At 62.9% G+C, this 16,353-nt stretch carries 17 protein-coding genes; 5 read left to right on the forward strand and 12 right to left on the reverse strand.

Translation table 11 applies throughout. The features are described from left to right. Positions 1 to 52 precede the first annotated feature (52 nt). The 3 genes from J9885_RS16195 to J9885_RS16205 are packed head-to-tail and all read right to left on the reverse strand — an operon-like array spanning position 53 to position 5,698. On the reverse strand, positions 53 to 1,531 hold the full coding sequence (locus tag J9885_RS16195; RefSeq protein ID WP_210550053.1) for a TolC family protein: 1,479 nt from the start codon (positions 1,529 to 1,531) through the stop codon (positions 53 to 55). After that, entirely contained in the window at positions 1,524 to 4,610 is a 3,087-nt protein-coding gene (locus J9885_RS16200) for an efflux RND transporter permease subunit (RefSeq protein ID WP_210550054.1), read from the reverse strand. The genes J9885_RS16195 and J9885_RS16200 overlap by 8 nt, the downstream gene beginning before the upstream one ends. Then, a complete protein-coding gene (locus J9885_RS16205; protein ID WP_210550055.1) occupies positions 4,607 to 5,698 on the reverse strand; it encodes an efflux RND transporter periplasmic adaptor subunit in 1,092 nt (363 codons plus the stop codon). The genes J9885_RS16200 and J9885_RS16205 overlap by 4 nt, the downstream gene beginning before the upstream one ends. Positions 5,699 to 5,881: 183 nt before the next feature. Here J9885_RS16205 and J9885_RS16210 point away from each other — a divergent pair, with 183 nt between their 5' ends. Next, positions 5,882 to 6,808, forward strand: coding sequence for a LysR family transcriptional regulator (locus J9885_RS16210; RefSeq protein WP_210550056.1), 927 nt, complete (start codon positions 5,882 to 5,884; stop codon positions 6,806 to 6,808). Between the two features lie 85 nt (positions 6,809 to 6,893). Beyond that, on the forward strand, positions 6,894 to 7,367 hold the full coding sequence (locus tag J9885_RS16215; RefSeq protein WP_210550057.1) for a DUF4442 domain-containing protein: 474 nt from the start codon (positions 6,894 to 6,896) through the stop codon (positions 7,365 to 7,367). Between the two features lie 161 nt (positions 7,368 to 7,528). Here J9885_RS16215 and ybcJ read toward each other — a convergent pair whose 3' ends face one another. From ybcJ to J9885_RS16235, 4 genes are all read right to left on the reverse strand, one after another. Continuing rightward, entirely contained in the window at positions 7,529 to 7,762 is a 234-nt protein-coding gene (gene ybcJ / locus J9885_RS16220; protein ID WP_010674882.1) for a ribosome-associated protein YbcJ, read from the reverse strand. A 151-nt stretch (positions 7,763 to 7,913) separates the two neighbouring features. Next, entirely contained in the window at positions 7,914 to 8,318 is a 405-nt protein-coding gene (locus tag J9885_RS16225; RefSeq protein ID WP_210550058.1) for a MaoC family dehydratase, read from the reverse strand. Further along, positions 8,315 to 10,102 carry a class I poly(R)-hydroxyalkanoic acid synthase gene (locus tag J9885_RS16230; protein ID WP_210550059.1) on the reverse strand — a complete coding sequence of 596 codons (1,788 nt, stop codon included), beginning with the start codon at positions 10,100 to 10,102 and terminating at the stop codon, positions 8,315 to 8,317. Before J9885_RS16230 ends, J9885_RS16225 begins: the two co-directional genes overlap by 4 nt. Positions 10,103 to 10,192: 90 nt before the next feature. Further along, positions 10,193 to 10,543: a phasin family protein gene (locus J9885_RS16235; protein WP_043760206.1), complete on the reverse strand. Its 351-nt coding sequence runs from the start codon at positions 10,541 to 10,543 to the stop codon at positions 10,193 to 10,195. 305 nt (positions 10,544 to 10,848) lie between these two features. On the opposite strand from J9885_RS16235, the gene J9885_RS16240 reads away from it, so the two are divergent. The 3 genes from J9885_RS16240 to pdxY all read left to right on the forward strand — a co-directional run bounded on the left by J9885_RS16240 (position 10,849) and on the right by pdxY (position 13,736). Then, positions 10,849 to 11,412 (forward strand): phaC PHA synthase, encoded by a 564-nt coding sequence (locus J9885_RS16240; RefSeq protein WP_134696272.1) that lies wholly within the window; start codon positions 10,849 to 10,851, stop codon positions 11,410 to 11,412. A gap of 78 nt (positions 11,413 to 11,490) precedes the next feature. Then, positions 11,491 to 12,246: a DUF429 domain-containing protein gene (locus J9885_RS16245; RefSeq protein WP_210550060.1), complete on the forward strand. Its 756-nt coding sequence runs from the start codon at positions 11,491 to 11,493 to the stop codon at positions 12,244 to 12,246. Positions 12,247 to 12,860: 614 nt separating this feature from the next. Next, the gene (pdxY, locus tag J9885_RS16250; RefSeq protein ID WP_210550061.1) at positions 12,861 to 13,736 is read left to right on the forward strand and encodes a pyridoxal kinase PdxY; all 876 of its coding nucleotides are present in this window, start codon (positions 12,861 to 12,863) and stop codon (positions 13,734 to 13,736) included. A 24-nt stretch (positions 13,737 to 13,760) separates the two neighbouring features. Here pdxY and J9885_RS16255 read toward each other — a convergent pair whose 3' ends face one another. From J9885_RS16255 to J9885_RS16275, 5 genes are all read right to left on the reverse strand, one after another. Further along, the gene (locus J9885_RS16255) at positions 13,761 to 14,054 is read right to left on the reverse strand and encodes an antibiotic biosynthesis monooxygenase (RefSeq protein WP_134696270.1); all 294 of its coding nucleotides are present in this window, start codon (positions 14,052 to 14,054) and stop codon (positions 13,761 to 13,763) included. Between the two features lie 135 nt (positions 14,055 to 14,189). Continuing rightward, entirely contained in the window at positions 14,190 to 14,696 is a 507-nt protein-coding gene (locus tag J9885_RS16260) for a GNAT family N-acetyltransferase (protein ID WP_043760215.1), read from the reverse strand. A 72-nt stretch (positions 14,697 to 14,768) separates the two neighbouring features. Then, positions 14,769 to 15,161 (reverse strand): NUDIX domain-containing protein, encoded by a 393-nt coding sequence (locus tag J9885_RS16265; RefSeq protein ID WP_210550062.1) that lies wholly within the window; start codon positions 15,159 to 15,161, stop codon positions 14,769 to 14,771. Positions 15,162 to 15,181: 20 nt separating this feature from the next. After that, positions 15,182 to 15,694: a DUF4823 domain-containing protein gene (locus tag J9885_RS16270; RefSeq protein ID WP_134696268.1), complete on the reverse strand. Its 513-nt coding sequence runs from the start codon at positions 15,692 to 15,694 to the stop codon at positions 15,182 to 15,184. A gap of 61 nt (positions 15,695 to 15,755) precedes the next feature. After that, positions 15,756 to 16,313: a class IV adenylate cyclase gene (locus tag J9885_RS16275; RefSeq protein WP_349237395.1), complete on the reverse strand. Its 558-nt coding sequence runs from the start codon at positions 16,311 to 16,313 to the stop codon at positions 15,756 to 15,758. Positions 16,314 to 16,353 lie beyond the last annotated feature (40 nt).

Below are 16,353 nucleotides of genomic sequence, written 5' to 3' on the forward strand. Positions count from 1 at the left end.
GAAAACGACATCACCGGCCAGGAGCCGGTGATGTCGTTTCTGTGGGGGGCTTTTATCCCTGACTCGGGGCCGGCTCCGGGATTTCCCAGTCTCCCCCCAGGGCCTTGTGCAGCAGGACCACCTTGGTGGCGCTGCCCAGCCGCGCCACGATTTCGGCATCCTGCACGCTGTTCTGCTGGCGCTCGGCGTCCAGCACCGAGAGGTGGTTGACCAGACCGGCCCGGTAGAGGGCCCTGGCCTTGGTGAGGGCGGTTTGCGCCTGTTGGTTCGCTTCGCCAAGATGCTTGCTGTATTCCAGACTGTTGCCGTAGGCGACCAGGGTGGTTTCCACCTCGTTGAAGGCGCTGTTGACCTGGTTCTGGTAGGCCAGCGCCGCCTCTTTCAGACCCGCCTCCTGAATTTTGACCATGGCCTCGCCGCGGCCGCCGTCGAACAGGTTCCACGACACGCCGGCACCCAGGGCCCAGGTGGTCGAGCCCGACTCAAAGAGATTGCCTGTCTCGCCGGAGACCAGACCGGGGGCACCGGTCAGGAACACCTTGGGATAGCGGTCCGCGATGGCCGCGCCCACCTCCTGATTCTTGGCGGCGATGGCCCGCTCGGCGAGGGCGATGTCGGGTCGACGGGTCAAGAGCGACGCGGGCAGACCGGTCGGCACCAGCGCCTTCATGCTCGGCAGGGGCGCAGGCGAGAAACGGGCCCGGGTCTGGCTGACGGGCTCTCCCAGCAGCACGGCAAGCCGGCTCAGGTGGACGCTCCTGGCCGTCTCCAGCATGGGAAGGCTGGCCCTGGCGGCGGCAAGGCCGGCGCGGGCATTGGCCACATCGAGCTCCGAGCCGTAGCCGGTACGATTCAGGGATTCAACCATGACCAGCGTCTCCTCCTGCTCGCGCAGGTTCTTGGTGGCGATGGCGATGCGCTCCTCGGCGCCGCGATATTGCAGGTAGTTGCTGATCACATCGGCCGTCATGGCGGTGTTGAGCCCCTGGCGCATGATCTCGGCCTGCTCGGCGCGAATGGCGGCGGCCTGGCTCAGGTTGTCGATGCGCCCGAACAGGTCCAGCTCCCAGGTCGCATTGATCCCGACAAAGGTCTCGGTGGGATCGCGGTCCACCAGTTGGGCCGTGCCGCCCCCGAGCGCCGGGGGCAGGGCGATGCCGCTCACCGCCTGTCCCATCAGCGCCTCGTTTTCGCTCAGGCGGATGTCGGCATAGCCGGCTCCCAGGGTCAGGGTTGGCACCTTGAACGAGGCCACGGCGCTCTGGTAGGCCTGGGCCGCCTGAATGCGCTGGCTCGCGATCTTCAGGGTGATGTTCTGGCGCTGCGCCCTCGCCACCAGACTGTTGAGCTGGGGGTCGTGGAACTGGGCCCACCAGGTGTGGGCGGGTTCACCCTCGGTTGTGGTGCCCTGGGCACCCTGATTGAGATAGACGCTGTTGAGGCGGCTCTCGGGGGGCTGGTAATCGGGGGCCATGGCGCAGCCCCCCAGCATGATCAGGGTCGCAATCGCGCCCATGCTGCGCTTATTCATGGCGGTGTTCCTCTTCGGTAATCTGTTTATGGGCTGTGGCTTCAGCTTGTTGCTCCGCCCGGAAGAAGAGCATGTAGAGCGCAGGCATGATGAACAGCGAGAGCACGGAGGCCGCGACCAGGCCGCCGATGATGGTGGCCGCCATCTGATCGAACAGGCTGTCGGTCAACAGCGGTACCATGCCGAGCACTGTGGTCAGCGCCGCCATGGAGATCGCCATGGTGCGGTTGAGGGTCGCCTCCTTGACCGCCTCGGCGAGGGTGCGGCCACTGCGCCGCTCCAGCTCAATCTGATCGAGCAGCACTATGCCGTTTTTGATGATCATGCCCGAGAGGCAGATCATGCCGACGATGGCCATGAAGCCGAATGGCTTGTCCGTGAGCAACAAGGCCCAGATGATGCCAATCGATGCCAGCGGCAGCGTGGTAAAGATGATGATGGGCTGACGATAAGCGTTGAACAGGGCCACCAGTATGATGAGCATCATCACCGCCGCCTTGGGGTTCTGCTCCATCAGATCGTCGATGGAGCGCTTCTCGTCGTAGTACTCGCCGCCCCAGTGCATCTCATAACCGGCGGGCAGTGTGATGGCCTCCAGCTGGGGTGCCAGCTCCTTGCGCACCTCGGATGCGGTAGTCCCCCCCTTCACATCGGCCTGCACCGTGATGGCCGGGAGCCGGTTGCGGCGCCAGATCATGCTCTCTTCCCCGGTGATCTCGATGCCGTCGATGACCTGGCCGAGCGGCACGCTGTGCTGGCCGAGGACGGATCGCACCGGCAGGCTCTCCAGGTTTTCCAGGGAACCGTTGGCGCTGCGCAGCTTGATGGGGATCATGTCGTCCTGGTGGCGCAGGGTGCCGATCTGTACTCCTTCGGTGGCGCGGCTGATGGCCAGGGCGATATCGGTCCGGGTGACGCCCGCCTGGCGCGCGGCCGCCTGGTTGATGATGGGGGTCATCACCTTGCTCTCCTGACGCCAGTCATCACGGATGTACTTGGTATCGGGGTGGGCCTGCAGGATGGCTTGTGCCTGCGCCGACAGTTGTTTGAGCACCTTGGGATCCGGCCCTTCGAAGCGGGCCTCGATGCTGAACTTGTCCTTGGTGGCCAGCTTGAGCGGGCGGAATCTGGGCTCGGCATAGGGGAAGCGGCTCGCGAGCCAGGCATCGCCCCGGGCGACCAGCGGTGCTATGTCGTCAAACTGTTTGGTGTTGATCAGGATCTGGCCGTAGCTCTGATCCAGCGGCTCCGGCTCTATGGTGACCGAGAAACGGGGGGCGCTCTCGCCCACGTAGCTGGAGATGCTCGCCACCTCGGGTTGCTGCAACAGCCACTGTTCGATCGCCTTCATGTCCTGGGAGACGTTGTCGATGCGACCGCCGCTTGGCAGCCAGTAGTCGAGAAAGACGATGCTGCGATCCGAGCTCGGCATGAAGTTGACCTTGAGCAGGGGGGCGCTCAGCACGGTGAGCAGCAGCAGGGGCAGCACCAGGGCAAGGGCGCGCTTGGGGTGCTCCACCGTCCAGTTCACTGCCTGGTGATAGAGACGGGCCGCCTTGCTCCTGGGCGCGCTGCTCTCATCCTGGCCCGATGCCTTGATGAAGGCCCAGCACATCAGCGGCGTGACCACCATGGCAACTACCCAGGAGAGCAGCAGGGAGCTGCACAGCACCTGGACGATGGAGAGGGAGAACTCCGCCGAGTCGGTCTGGGAGAGCAGCACGGGGGCGGTCCCCAGGCAGGCGATCACGGTCGCCCCCAGGAGCGGCAACGCCATCTCCTGCACGGACTCCTTGACGGCGGTGGTGCGTTCTATTCCCTTGCGCAGCTTGGCGGCAAACAGATCCACGATGACGATGGCGTTGTCGACCAGCATGCCGAGGGCCAGGATGAAGGAGCCAAGAGAGACGCGCTGCAGATCGACCCCGGTGAGCTTCATGTAGACCAGGGTGAACAGGATGGTCAGCAGCAGGCTGACCCCGACGATGGTGGCGCTGCGCCAGCCCATGAAGACCAGCAGCACCACCACCACGATGACGATGCTCTCGAGCAGGTTGAGCACGAAGTTGTTGATGGACTTCATCACCTCGGTGGGCTGGTAGGCGATGACGCCGACCCCGGTGCCAAGGGGCTGTTCGGCCTCGAATTGCTGCAATACCCGGGTCAGTTCGTCGCCGATGCTGACCACGTTGATCCCGTCCTGGGGGCTGACGGCGAGGGTGATGGCCTGCTGGCCGTTGTAGCGACTCTCGGTCAGGGCCGGGCTCTGGTAGGAGAGATGGACATCGGCCACGTCTCCCAGGCGCAAGGTGCCTGTGCCGGCCCCGGGCTGCCCCGTGGTGAGCATCAGGTTGCGGATATCCTCCACGTTGCGGTACTGGCCGCTCTGGGCGACGCGCAGGTTCTCGATGCCGAGGTGATAGTCGCCGGTCTGCACCGGGACGTTCTGGCTGTTGAGCTGGGTGACCAGCTCCGCCAGGGAGATGTGGCTCTCCGCCAGGCGCTCTTCCGAGACATCGATGTTGACCACCTGCTCGTTGACCCCGTGCAACTGCACCTTCTTGACCCCGGGCACCGCCTTGATCCTGCGCTGCAGTTCACGGGCCTGATCTTTCAGCTGGTGCATGGGGATGTCATCGCCATAGACGGCGAACAGCATGCCGTACACCTCGGAGAACTCGTCCTGCACTATGCTGACCTGCGCCTGGACGGGCAGCTCCAGCTTGACGTCCTGGATCTTGCGGCGCAGCAGGTCCCACTGCTGGGGCAGCTCGTCGGTGCCGTATTTCTCCTGCAGATCCACGAAGATCATCGAGCTGCCGGGACGGGAGAGGGATCTGAGCTTCCACAGCGATCCCATCTCCTGGATCTTGGTCTCTATCTTGTCGGTGACCAGCTGCTCGACCTCCTGGGCGGTAGCGCCCGGATAGAGGGTGACGACGACGGCGCTCTTCACCGTGAAGGAGGGGTCTTCCAGCTTGCCGAGATCGAAATAGGCGTAGACCCCCGCGATGGCGCAGAGGGTGGCAAAGAAGATGACGAAGGTCTTCTGCCGGATGGCAAACAAGGAGAGATTCATGACTGGCCATCCACCTGGTTGATGACGGTGATGGCCTGACCCTCTTTGAGCAGGGCGCTGCCGGCGGTGACTATCTTGTCGCCTGCCTTCAGTTCCCCCTCCACACAGAGAGTGTCTTGGCGTTGGCTGACGACGGTGACGGGCACGTGGCTCGCCGCCGCGCCCTTGATGGCGATCACCTGGGGTTGACCGTCCAGGCTCTTGATGGCCGTGGCGGGCAGGCAGTAGATGCGCTCGCTCGCAGGCAGGGACAGCTCGACGTTGATGGCCTTGCCGGGTACCAGCTCGGGGGCGTTATCCCGCAGCTTGAAGGTCACCTTGTAGGTGCGCTTGAGGGGATCCGGCAGGCTGGCGATCTCGGTGCTGACGGCCTTGACGCTGGCCTCCTGGCGATACCAGGTTACCCGGGCCTGCATCCCGCTTCTCATCTGACCGATCTGCTGCTCCGGCACGTCGACCACGGCATCGAGGGCCGTCGGCTGGTGCAGGGAGAAGACAGGCCGGCCCGGCGAGGTCTGTTCGTGCTCCTCGATAAAGCGCTGGCCGATGATCCCGTCAAACGGCGCCTTGAGCTCGCTGTAGGCGAGGGCGTCTTCGGCCTGCTTGAGGGATTGCTGCAGCATCTGGACCCGGGCATTGGCCTGGTTCCGGGCGCTGGTGGCGCGCTCCAGGTTGATGCTGGCCATGGCTTTGTCCTGCACGGCCTGACGGGTGCGGCCCAGTTCGACGATAGCCAGTTTGTAGGCGGCTTTCGCCTCGCCAAGCTGGGCCTTGATGGCCTCTCGCTGAACCCGGAAATCATGGGGGTCGAGGCGTGCGATTACCTGCCCCTCGCTGACCCTGTCCCCCTCCTTGACCAGGATCTGCTCCAGGGTGCCCGGCACGCGAAACGCGAGGCTGGCACTCTGGTGCGATTTGATCTCGCCGCTGAACTTCAGGCTGTAGAGGCTCTTGCTGTCGGAGAGCTGAATGGCATTCACCGGTCGCGGCGGCTTGACCACCTCGGGTGTCGTGTCGGTGCCGCAGCCAGCGAGCAGGCCTCCCAGGATGAGGACAGAGAGACCGGGAGGGGAAAACAGGTGTTGCATGGGGAAATCCAGTTAATCAGGTGTGAAGAAGATATGTTATCGAATCCAATTGGTGAGATAATCAGGCTATAACAATCCTCACTGTCACGAATTTCGTGACAATTGAGGAGGATGGATGCAGTCGGCGTGCTGCAGAGTGATGCGAACGGGGAGTGAGAGCGAAATGAAGAGGCGGGAGCCAAGATGAAGATCGACGATCTCAAGCTGTTTTTGTCGGTGGTGGAGCTGGGAGGCTTTACCAGTGCCGCCGACGCGCTGAATATTCCGCGCGCCAACGTGAGCCGGCGCATAAAGGATCTCGAGGCCGAGCTGAACGTGAAGCTGCTGACCCGCACGACCCGCCGGCTGACCATGACCTCGGTGGGGCTGGAGTATTACAACAGCCTGCAGAACATCATTCCCATGCTGGATCATACCCACGAGCAGATCCGGACCCAGAGCCACGAGCCCACCGGCAACATCAAGATCGGCCTGCTCAATGAGTCCGATATCTTCATCCACGACCTGCTCAAGCGCTTTCTGGAGAAGTACCCCAAGATCAACCTCGAGCTGCACCTGAGCGCCGTCGGCTACCGGGATATCTTCAACTACGGCCTGGATGCCAGCATCCATATCGGCGTGGTGAACGATGGCAGCTTCGTCGCCAGGCCCATCATGCCCTTCACCCGCAAGCTCTACGCGAGCCCCAGGTACATCGAGCAGTACGGCAGGCCCAAGTCCCTCGAGGATCTGCACCAGCACAAGGTGCTGACCCTACGCCTGCCGGATGGCCAGCTCGACAACCGGCTGATCTTCAATCAGGGCGAGGTGGTGATCAACAGCCGGGTGATCTCGAACAGCTCCTACTACATCCGCCATGCGGTCTTCCAGGGGGACTGCATCGGCATCTTGCCGGAGATCATCGTCAAGTCGTTCGTCGAGAGCGGTGAGCTCATCGATCTGCTGCCGGAATACGAGACCACACTCGACAACATATGGCTGGTCTATCCCGGCAAGAAGGGGCTCTCCTACGCGGCGCGCCTCTTCATCGACTACATACTGGCGGAGATGGCGAGCCTGCTGCCCGAGCAGAAGACGCGACAGATGGCGGTGAAAGCACCCCGCGAATAGCGGGTGGCCGCCGTTGTCTTGCCTTGAATCCGGCGAGTCATGCTGGCAACATGTTGTTTACATCAACTCATCGGATCAGTTTGCAATGGACCTGCAACGCTTCAAAGCCAACCTCGCCCTGCGCCTCTTTGCCTGGCGCTACATCCCCGTCATCGGCTTCTGTGCCCCCGTCATCGAGAAGATGGACGCGCGGACGCTGCGCATCCGCATTCCGCTGGGCTGGCGCACCCGCAACCACCTCGGCAGCATGTATTTCGGGGCGCTCGCCACCGGCGCCGATCTGGTGGGCGGTCTGCTGGTGATGGAGAAGGGACGGCAGCGGCGCAAGAAGGTGCACTTTGCCTTCAAGGACGTGCAGGGGGAGTTCTTGAAGCGCCCCGAGGGGGACGTGCAGTTTGACTGTGAGGCGGGGGAGGAGATTGACGCCATGATCGACGAGTCCCTGGCGAGCGGTCAGCGCATCAACCGCCCCATCCGGGTGGTGGCCACCTGCCCGTCGCTCAACGGGGACGAGGCGATGGCGCGCTTCGTGCTGACCCTCTCGATCAAGGCCAGCTAATGCAAAAGGGCGCGTTGGCGCCCTTATTCAGGCAGGGATCAGAGGATGTCGGGACCGGCCCCTTCCTTCACGACCACCTTCACGATGACCTTCATGACGATGAAGTTGACCACCCGCTCGGCCATGGTGCTGGACAGCGCTTGGGTGGCCGAGCGTCGGGATCAGAGGATCTCGGGGCTGACGCCTTCTTTCACCACGACCTTCATGCCGTTGAAGTTGACCACTTGCTCGGCGACTATCTTGCAGCGTTTGCGGGTCTCGACCTGACCGTCCACTTCCACCAGGCCCTCGGCGACCAGCGCCTTGGCGGCACCGCCACAATCGGCCCAACCCTGATGCTTGATCAGGTCACACAAGGCAACGAAGGGGTGACCTTCGAGCAGAAACGTCTCCATGGGAAATCCTCTAGCTGGATGAATGGCTGAAACAGCGGGGGCTCATTTTAGGCAGTTAGGCGGGGCAGGGAAAGGGCAAGTGGCCGTTGGCCGGGAAAAAAGCCGTGGCAGGGAAAATGGCGAGCCCGGCGGGTGCCGGGCTCGCAGGGCGTCAGGGGCGCTTCACCACCGCCTCTCCCGTGACGGCGAGGTCGCCGCTCGGGGTATAGATGCGGGTGGCCAGGGTGGCGATGGGCTTGTCGTCCCGCAGGGCGATCACCTCCACCTCCGCCGTCACCTCGTCCCCGACGAAGACCGGGAGCTTGAAGGAGAGGCTCTGGCCCAGGTAGATGCTCCCCTTGCCCGGCAACTGCTGACCCAGGAGCCCGGAGAAGAGGCTCGCCAGCAGCATGCCGTGGACGATGGGGCGCTCGAACACCGTGGTGGCGGCAAAGTCCGGGTCCAGGTGCAGGGGGTTGAAATCCTCCGACAGGCCGGCGAAGGCCGCGACCTCGGCCGGGCCGAAGCGCTTGGTCAGTCTCGCCTTCTGGCCAACGGCCAGGGATGGTGCGTTCATGCGGGCTCCTCCTCTTGCACCTTGGCGCCGGCAAACACCGGATTGAGCCGTTCCTTGACGTAGCTGCCGGGGGCCGCCTCCAGCCCGTCGCCCGGCAGGCGGGCGGGAACGGGCTCTGTCTCGTCACGGCTCTGGATGAAGCGCATCATCTCGGGCCACCAGGAGCCGCCGCTGTGGGTCGCCCCCGCCAGCCAGGCTTGCGGGCTGTCCGCCTCGGCCTCGCTCTGCCAGAAGCCGTATTTGTTGGCGCTAGGCGGATTGATGATGCCGGCGATGTGACCGGACTCGGTCAGGAGGAAGCGTCGCTCGCCCCCGAACAGCGCCATGCCCTGCCAGGTGCCCTGCCAGAGGGCGATGTGATCGTCCACGGCCGACACCAGCAGCACCGGGGTCTTCACCTTGGCGAGATCGATGCGGGTGTTGCGGATCCGAAGCTCCCCCTTCGCCAGCTGATTCTCCAGGTAGAGTCGTCGCAGCAGGCTGTTGTGGGTCTTGCCCGCCACGTTGGTGCTGTCGCTGTTCCAGTGCAGCAGATCGAACGCCACCGGGCTCTGCCCCTTGAGGTAGCTGTCGATGTAGTAGTTCCAGTAGAGGCTGTTCTCTCGCAGCAGGCTGAAGGAGACTGCCAGCTGGCGCCCGTCCATGATGCCCCTGGCCTCGTTCTGGGCCTCGAGCGCCGCGATGATGGGCTCGTGGATGAAGATGCCAAGCTCCCCCGGCTGGGAGAAGTCGAGCAGGGTGGTGAACAGGGTGGCGGAGCGAACCCGCTGCTTCTGGCGCCTGGCGGCCAGCCATCCCATGGCCAGTGACAATGCGGTGCCGCCGATGCAGTAGCCGATGCCGTGCACCTCCCGCTCGCCGGTGACCGCCTCCACGGCGTCCAGGGCGGCGATGACGCCGTCCACCACGTAGTCGTCGAGATCGACCTGGGCCTGGGCCACGCCCGGGTTGCGCCAGGAGATCATGAACACCGTCTGGCCCTGGGCGACCAGCCAGGCGACCAGGGAGTTCTGGGGCCGCATGTCCATGATGTAGTACTTGTTGATGAAGGGGGGCACGATCAGCACAGGCGTCTTGCCCACCGTCTCCGTGGTCGGGCTGTACTGGATGAGCTCATAGAGCTCGGTGCGCTGCACCACCCGGCCCGGGGTGGTCGCCAGATCCCGCCCCAGCTCGAAGGCGGACTCGTCGGTCAGACGGATGTTGAGGTGATCGGCGCTGCGCTCAAGGTCCTCGGCCAGGAGCGCGAGGCCGCGCACCAGGTTCTGGCCGTCGGACTCCAGAGTCAGCTTGAGCAGTTCCGGGTTGGTGGCCAGGAAATTGCTGGGCGCCATGGCATTGATGTACTGGCGAGTGAAGAAGCGCAGCCGCTCCCGGCTCTTCTCTGGCACGCCATCCAGGGCATCCACCGAGGCCAGCAGGTGTCTGGCGGTCAGCAGATAGGATTGCTTGAGGTAGTCATAGAGGGGTTGATCGCTCCAGGCCTCGGCCTTGAAGCGGCGATCGCTGCGATCCGGGGCGATCACCGGCTCGCTTGGCTGGCCTGCGCTCTTGAGCAGGGTGTGCTGCATCAGCTTGAGCTGATCCTGCCACCAGTTCATCTGGGCATTGATCAGCTGCCAGGGCTGCTGGCTGCCCTGCTCCAGCACCTTGCCCAGATCGTCCAGATTGGTCTGCAGCAGGGCCTGGGCGGTGCGTTCGGTCTGGGCCCTGGCCATGGCCAGCAGCTTGTCGTTGTAGTGGGCCAGGGCCTCGAACAGCGGGCCGTAAGATGGTTGGCTCATGGGTTCTCCTTCACCCACACCCGGGGCGGGCAGGGGCCCGCACGCTCGTCGTGGGGAGATGTGGCTGCCCGGACGGGCAGCCAGGGGTTATCAGGCCTTGCCCGTGCTCTGCTTGATGCCGTCTGCGGTCAGGGCATCCAGCTCTTCCTTGAACTGCAGGCCGAGGGCGTTCAGCTTCTGGATGTCATCCAGCATCTGGCGGGAGAGCTGGCTGGCGCTCTCCAGTTGCACGGTGCCGAGGGCGGCCAGGCTCTGGGCATCCTGCACCTTGCTTACGGCCTGCAACTGGTTCAGCCCCAGTTCGGCGTAGGCATTGGCAGATGCCAGTTGCAACCGGGTCAGCTGTTCGATGTTGCTGGCCAGCAGCTGGTTGTAGCGGGTGAGGGGGGCGGCAAAGCCTTGCATCTGCTCGGTAAAGCTCTTGATCACGTCCATATTCATCATGGGTCTCCGGTTCGGCAGAACAGTGTTGTTGCGGGTCAATTGACCCTTCTTTCGGGTACAGCTCGTCATCCCTGTCTTACGTGTCGCTTGCTCTGTTCAAACGCACGTTTGAGCATTCTGCAACCAAAGCGTCTTTGGTGTAAATGACATAAATGTTAATTTCTGTTTGAATTTTTTTGTCAGCCGAGCGGGTCAGGTCATGGATTCAGACGAGTGGTGACGCAGGGAAGGGGGTGGGGCCTCGTCCCGCCGGTCAGGCGCTGGTACCCTTGCGCCACACTCCTCTTCTAAAGGAAGCCCCGATGAAGCCTCTTGCCTTGCTGCTCGGCGGCAGCACCCTGTTCCTCGCAGGTCTGGCCCAGGCCAGCACCCCTGTCCAGATCTCCCTGCCCGGTGTCAACCTGCCCGCCTCCCACCATGTGGAAGGGGCGCGTGCCTCCTTCCTGTATGGTCGCACCGGCCAGGTGAAGGGTATCGACCTGCCGGTGTTCGCCCTCTCCGACGTGGACCAGTTCACCGGCCTGCAGCTGGGCATCTTCTTCGGCGCCGCCCGGGTGCGTCACCAGTTTGGCGGGGTCGCCATCAACGCAGTCAACTGGCACCAGGGACAGGACACCGGGATCAACCTCGGCTTCGTCAACCTGACCAACAACGTGAGAGGGGTGAACTGGGGGGCCGTCAACATCGCCCAGGGCAATGCCATGACCAACGTCGGCTTCGTCAACTATGCCGAGCGCACCACCTTCCAGCTGGGCTTCGTCAATGCCACCCGGCACCTCGATGGCCTGCAGATAGGCCTCGCCAACTACGCCGAAAACGGCATCTTCCCCATCCTGCCTCTGGTGAACTTCAAGAAATCCTTCTAACCGTGCCGTCGCCCCTTGCTTTAGGAGGGGCAGTCATTACCCTGTGCTCCATCAATAGTGTGTGGAGGTGACAGGGGCATGACAACGGAACACATGGATGCCATCGGCATCGGCTGGGATGTGAGGGGCTGGCAGGGCAATGCCCAGGCGGTGGCGGTGGTGGGCTGGCAGGCCCGCGAGCAGCGCCTTCACTGGCTCGGCATCTCCCCCCTGTTCCGGTTGAGCTCCCGGGTGGCGCCGGATCTGGATGCCCTGCTGCGCCCGGCGCTACAAGACGAGATGGTGCTGATGCAGGTGCTCGCCTGCCCGCATCTCGCCCTCGGCATCGACGCTCCCCTGGCATTTCCACGGGCCCTCGGCGAGCTGCTGGCGGGGAAGGGGGGCGAGTGCGCCGTACCCCAGCGGGAGATAGACAACCCCTATGCCTATCGGGACTGCGAGCGCTGGCTATATCAGCAATATGGCAAGAAACCGCTGTCGGCCACTTTCGACAGGCTCGGGAACAATGCAACCCTGGCGCTCTCCATGCTGCCGCGCCTTGGGGATCTGCAGCTGGTGCCCAAGCTGGCAAGGGAGGCGCAGCGCGCCGTGCTGGAGGTCTATCCGGCGCTTGCCAAGGTGGGGGGCAAGGCCTCCGCGGTGCGGCCCGAGTTGCAGCCCCATCTGCCGGCCTCCCTGGTGCCGGGCACCGATCCCTACGATGCCGCCCTCTGTGCCCTGATGGCACTGCAATATGCGGCCGGTGGGAACGTCACCCCGCTGCCGCCCCTGGTGCCGCCAGCGGCCGACTTGGCGCTGGACGAGGGGTGGGTCTACCACTTCGCCCGCCCCTGAGCCTGAGTCGATGCAGGGCTGCTGGCCCTGTCCCCACTGACCCCAGAGCCCTTCGCGGCTCTTTTTCCATGGGCTGCAAGGATTTCACTGACGCGTGCAGCCTGTTGCGGTGGGGCGGCCAAGCCGCCCGGTATCGCATTTCGCAGAGGGCACCATCCAGGACGAAGTGAGGAGGGGGGTGGCATCCTTTGTCGCCAACCCCCCTGTATTGCCAGCGTCACCACCCCTGTCCCCTCGAACGGGCGCCTTGAGTGCGCGTAGCGCCAGGCTTTCTACATGCTCCCATCCCCCACAATTTTCCCTGTTCAGCTCTCAAGCAGGTCGATGACCTCCGCAGCCGAAGGATGACGTGCCTGGTCTCGTTGCCATCGCGATTTGCGCCGATTACCAGGTGCGCTGCTGTTTTTATCCCCGCATATGCCATCAAACAAGAATTGTCTTTTACAACATGACACCTTCGAGTGCTCTGTGGATCCGGTGTGCCGCACCCAGGAAAGGGTGTCGGCAGGCGAGTCTTGAGCCAAATAAGGCTTTGTGCTGCACAAGGGTGGAACTGCCGTATCTTCATCCTATATATTGCGCCTTTCTCCTGACTCTTCTCTGCGGTGATCTCCATGAAGCGCATTCTCTCTATTCAGTCCCACGTGGTGTTTGGCTGTGCCGGCAACAGCGCCGCCGTGTTTCCCATGCGCCGCCTCGGCATGGAGGTATGGCCCATCAACACGGTGCAATTCTCCAACCATACCCAGTACGCGGCGGGCTGGCAGGGGATGGCGATGCCGGCGGGCCACATCGGCGCCCTGTGTGAAGGGCTGGTAAACATCGAGGTGCTGGGGCGTTGTGACGCGGTGCTGAGCGGTTACCTGGGATCGGCGGAGCAGGGGGACGAGATCCTCGCGGTGGTGGCTGCGGTGAAGAGCGCCAATCCGGCGGCCCTCTATTTCTGCGATCCCGTCATGGGTCACCCGGAGAAGGGCTGCATAGTGGCGCCCGGCGTCACCCGCTTCCTGACGGAGAAGGCGCTGCCGGTGGCGGACATCATGGCCCCCAACCTGCTGGAGCTGGAGACCCTGTGCGGCGTTCATCTGGCGACCCTGGCCCAGACCCGGGCCGCCGCCCACCAGTTGCTGGCCAAGGGGGTGAAGATGGTGCTGGTCAAGCACCTGGGCCGCGCCGCCAGCGTGGCCGGGCGTTTCGAGATGCTGCTGGCCACCCCGCAGGGGGACTATCTGATCTCACGCCCGCTCTACGACTTTGCCCGTCAGCCGGTAGGGGTGGGGGATCTCATCAGCGCCCTGATGCTGGCCAACCTGCAGGCGGGGCACGAGGCGGTGAGCGCGTTTGAGCGTACCAATGCCGCGGTGGATGCGGTGCTACGTCAGACTTGGGAGGCGGATGCCTACGAACTGCAGCTGATCGCCGCGCAGGGTGCTTTTGCCGATCCCGTGATCGCCCACAGGGCCGAGCGACTGGCCGACGCCCTGGCGTGATCCCTCACCCTGGTAGGGCGTTGATCAGGGGAGTATTGCCTCGAAATGCTGGACGGTGGGGAAGGGGTCGTAGAAGTGGTGGAGCAGCGCTTTCCACTCCTGGTACTGGGGTGAGCCCCTGAAACCTTCGGTATGATCCTCGAGCCGCTGCCAGTTGACCAGCAGCAGGTAGTGGTGGGGATCGTTCAAGGCGCGCTGCAGCTGGTGGCCGGCGTAGCCCGGCATGGCGCTGATGATGCGCTGGGCCTGGGCGAAGGCCTGCTCGAAGGCGGTGGCCTGGCCCGGGATAACCTGCAGATGGGCGACTTCCAGTATCATGATGGCTCCTTGCCAGGGTGGTCTGATTGAATACGTTCAATTGAAAAAATGGCATCCCGGCCATCAGTCTCCCCGCCGACAACACTGCCCTGAGGCGGACTTGCCGGCGACGGAGGCGCCATCATGGCGCTAGGCTCAGAGCTGCTTGTAGAAGAACTGGGTGGCCGCCAGCGAACCGTCCGCGTTGCGGGCGAAGTCGGGGATCTGGCCGGCCTCCTGATAGCCGAGCTGGCGGTAGAGGGTGGAGGCCACGTCGCCGACCCGGGTATCCAGTACCAGCAGCGTGCGTTTGGCATCGCGGGCTCCCTGCTCCATGGCGTTCATGAGGGCGCGGCCCACCCCCTTGCCACGGGCCTGGCTGTGGACCATCAGCTTTTCCACTTCGGCCCTGTGCCCGCCGTTGGCCTTGGTGCACAGGGAGAGCTGCAGGGCGCCGATCAAATGGTGGTGATCGAATGCCACCCAGAGCTTGCGCACCCCCTCGGCCAGCTCTCCCTCGATGCCTTGCCAGTACGCCAACCCCTGCTCCTCTTGCAGGGGGGGCAGGAAGCCCACAGATGCACCGCTGGCCACGCAATCTTGCAGCAGGGTGATCAACGCAGGCTTGATGCCTCTGGTGCTCTCGACCTCAATGATTTCCATTGACTCTCCTCATCTTCTCTCTCGTTGCCAATTAAAGGGGATGGTCGGTGCCTGTCCCGAGAAGGCCGCGCCCTAGCGGATCAGCCCCTGCTCCGCCAACCACTGGAACAGCAGTCGGGAGACGGGGGAGATCTGATCCTGGTGGCGGCTGTCCAGCCAGCGCAGCTCGGCGATCTCCGCCGAGGCGATGGGGGTGCCGTCGGCCTCGCCGGTGTAGCAGCGCAGGTTCACCATCACCCCTTGCGGCTTGCCGTCCGCCTGGGCGCTGAATTCACAGGCCAGGCGCAGGGTCTCGCGGTGGAGCCTCACCGCCAGCTCCTCCTCGATTTCGCGCACCAGGGCGGCCTCGTCGCTCTCTCCCGGCTCGCGTTTGCCGCCGGGAATGTAGTAGAGGGCCTTGCCGTGAGAGCGGGCGCACAGCAGTTGCCCCTCCTTGAAGGTCAGCCAGGCGAGTTTGTCGATCATGGTTATATTCCAGTGGCTAATTAATAGAGACTATTAACATACTTTTCTGTAGGCTCTGGCAGCAGATCCTGTGGGTGGTCGCCACCAAATGTCGCCCATTTGCTTTTTCCTTTAAACGACGAGTTGGCGATACTCTTTTTGCTCAGGGTATCGTATATAACCAATTGGATTTCAATTACATCTGGCTTACCGGACCATTCGGTTGCCCGCTCTTCCCAATGTAAAATGACGGGTTTTACGTAATATCTGAACTGGGTCGGTTGGATATGGTTCAGGCAAGCTTCACCATGGCAACTGGTGGTAATTTCAACTCTGTTAGCTTTCTTGGAAAATGCTGCATAGATTGCCTGGGCAGTCATTTTTCCCGAGTTTTGATATTGCGTCGTTTCGTATGAACCATCTTGGGGCTGCGAAATAAGCACCCCTTGGCGGGGATCGAGCTTACTGGTCGCTGTTTGCACATTTGATTGCTGATATGTAGAGCTGCAGCCAACGGCAAGTAATGATAAGAGGACAGTAATATAGTTTTTCAAAATACATTCCCTTGCTTAATTTAAATGCTTGGTTATTTAAATGACTGAGTGAATGTCATATTTAATTGAATGGGGGAGCTTGTTGGTGAAGCTCGCACAACTCTCTGTAAGAACGATATTCACGTTGTTTCAAATTCAGTGTTGTCGCTAATTCTTGCAATGCATTCCTATATTCCTCCAAGCGTTCCACATCATCCGTCATGATGGCGAGCTCGGCAAAGTCCCCGACGCCCGCCAGGTGATCCAGGGTGATGTGAAAAGGGCCGACGAAATAGATGCTGCGCCGCTTGTGGATGGTCAGCACCGGCTGGTAGCCCAGGGTGCGCACCATGCTGGCAGCCTTGTCGGCATCGGAGATATTGACCGCCTCGCAGCGATCGGGGCCGGGCCCCTTCACGATCCAGAGCCGGATGCCGGCAGTTTGCATGGTGCGGATCACCAGGCTCTTGCCCTCCCGGGCGAGGGCGCCGTCCGCCGTGTCGAAGTAGCAGTCCTGCTCCTGGTCCCCTTCCACCATCACCTCGGGGCCGAGGGCCGCGAGGGTGCGGGAAAAGGCTGCACTGTTCTCCAGGCGGTATTTGAACTCCACCTCGAAGCGCCCCTGAAAATGTGTAGTCACGGCCATGTGTCGGCACTCAAACGGCAACGGAATGGAGCAG

It is taken from the genome of Aeromonas sp. SrichE-2G, from assembly GCF_017939565.1.
In the GTDB taxonomy this organism is placed as follows: domain Bacteria; phylum Pseudomonadota; class Gammaproteobacteria; order Enterobacterales; family Aeromonadaceae; genus Aeromonas; species Aeromonas taiwanensis.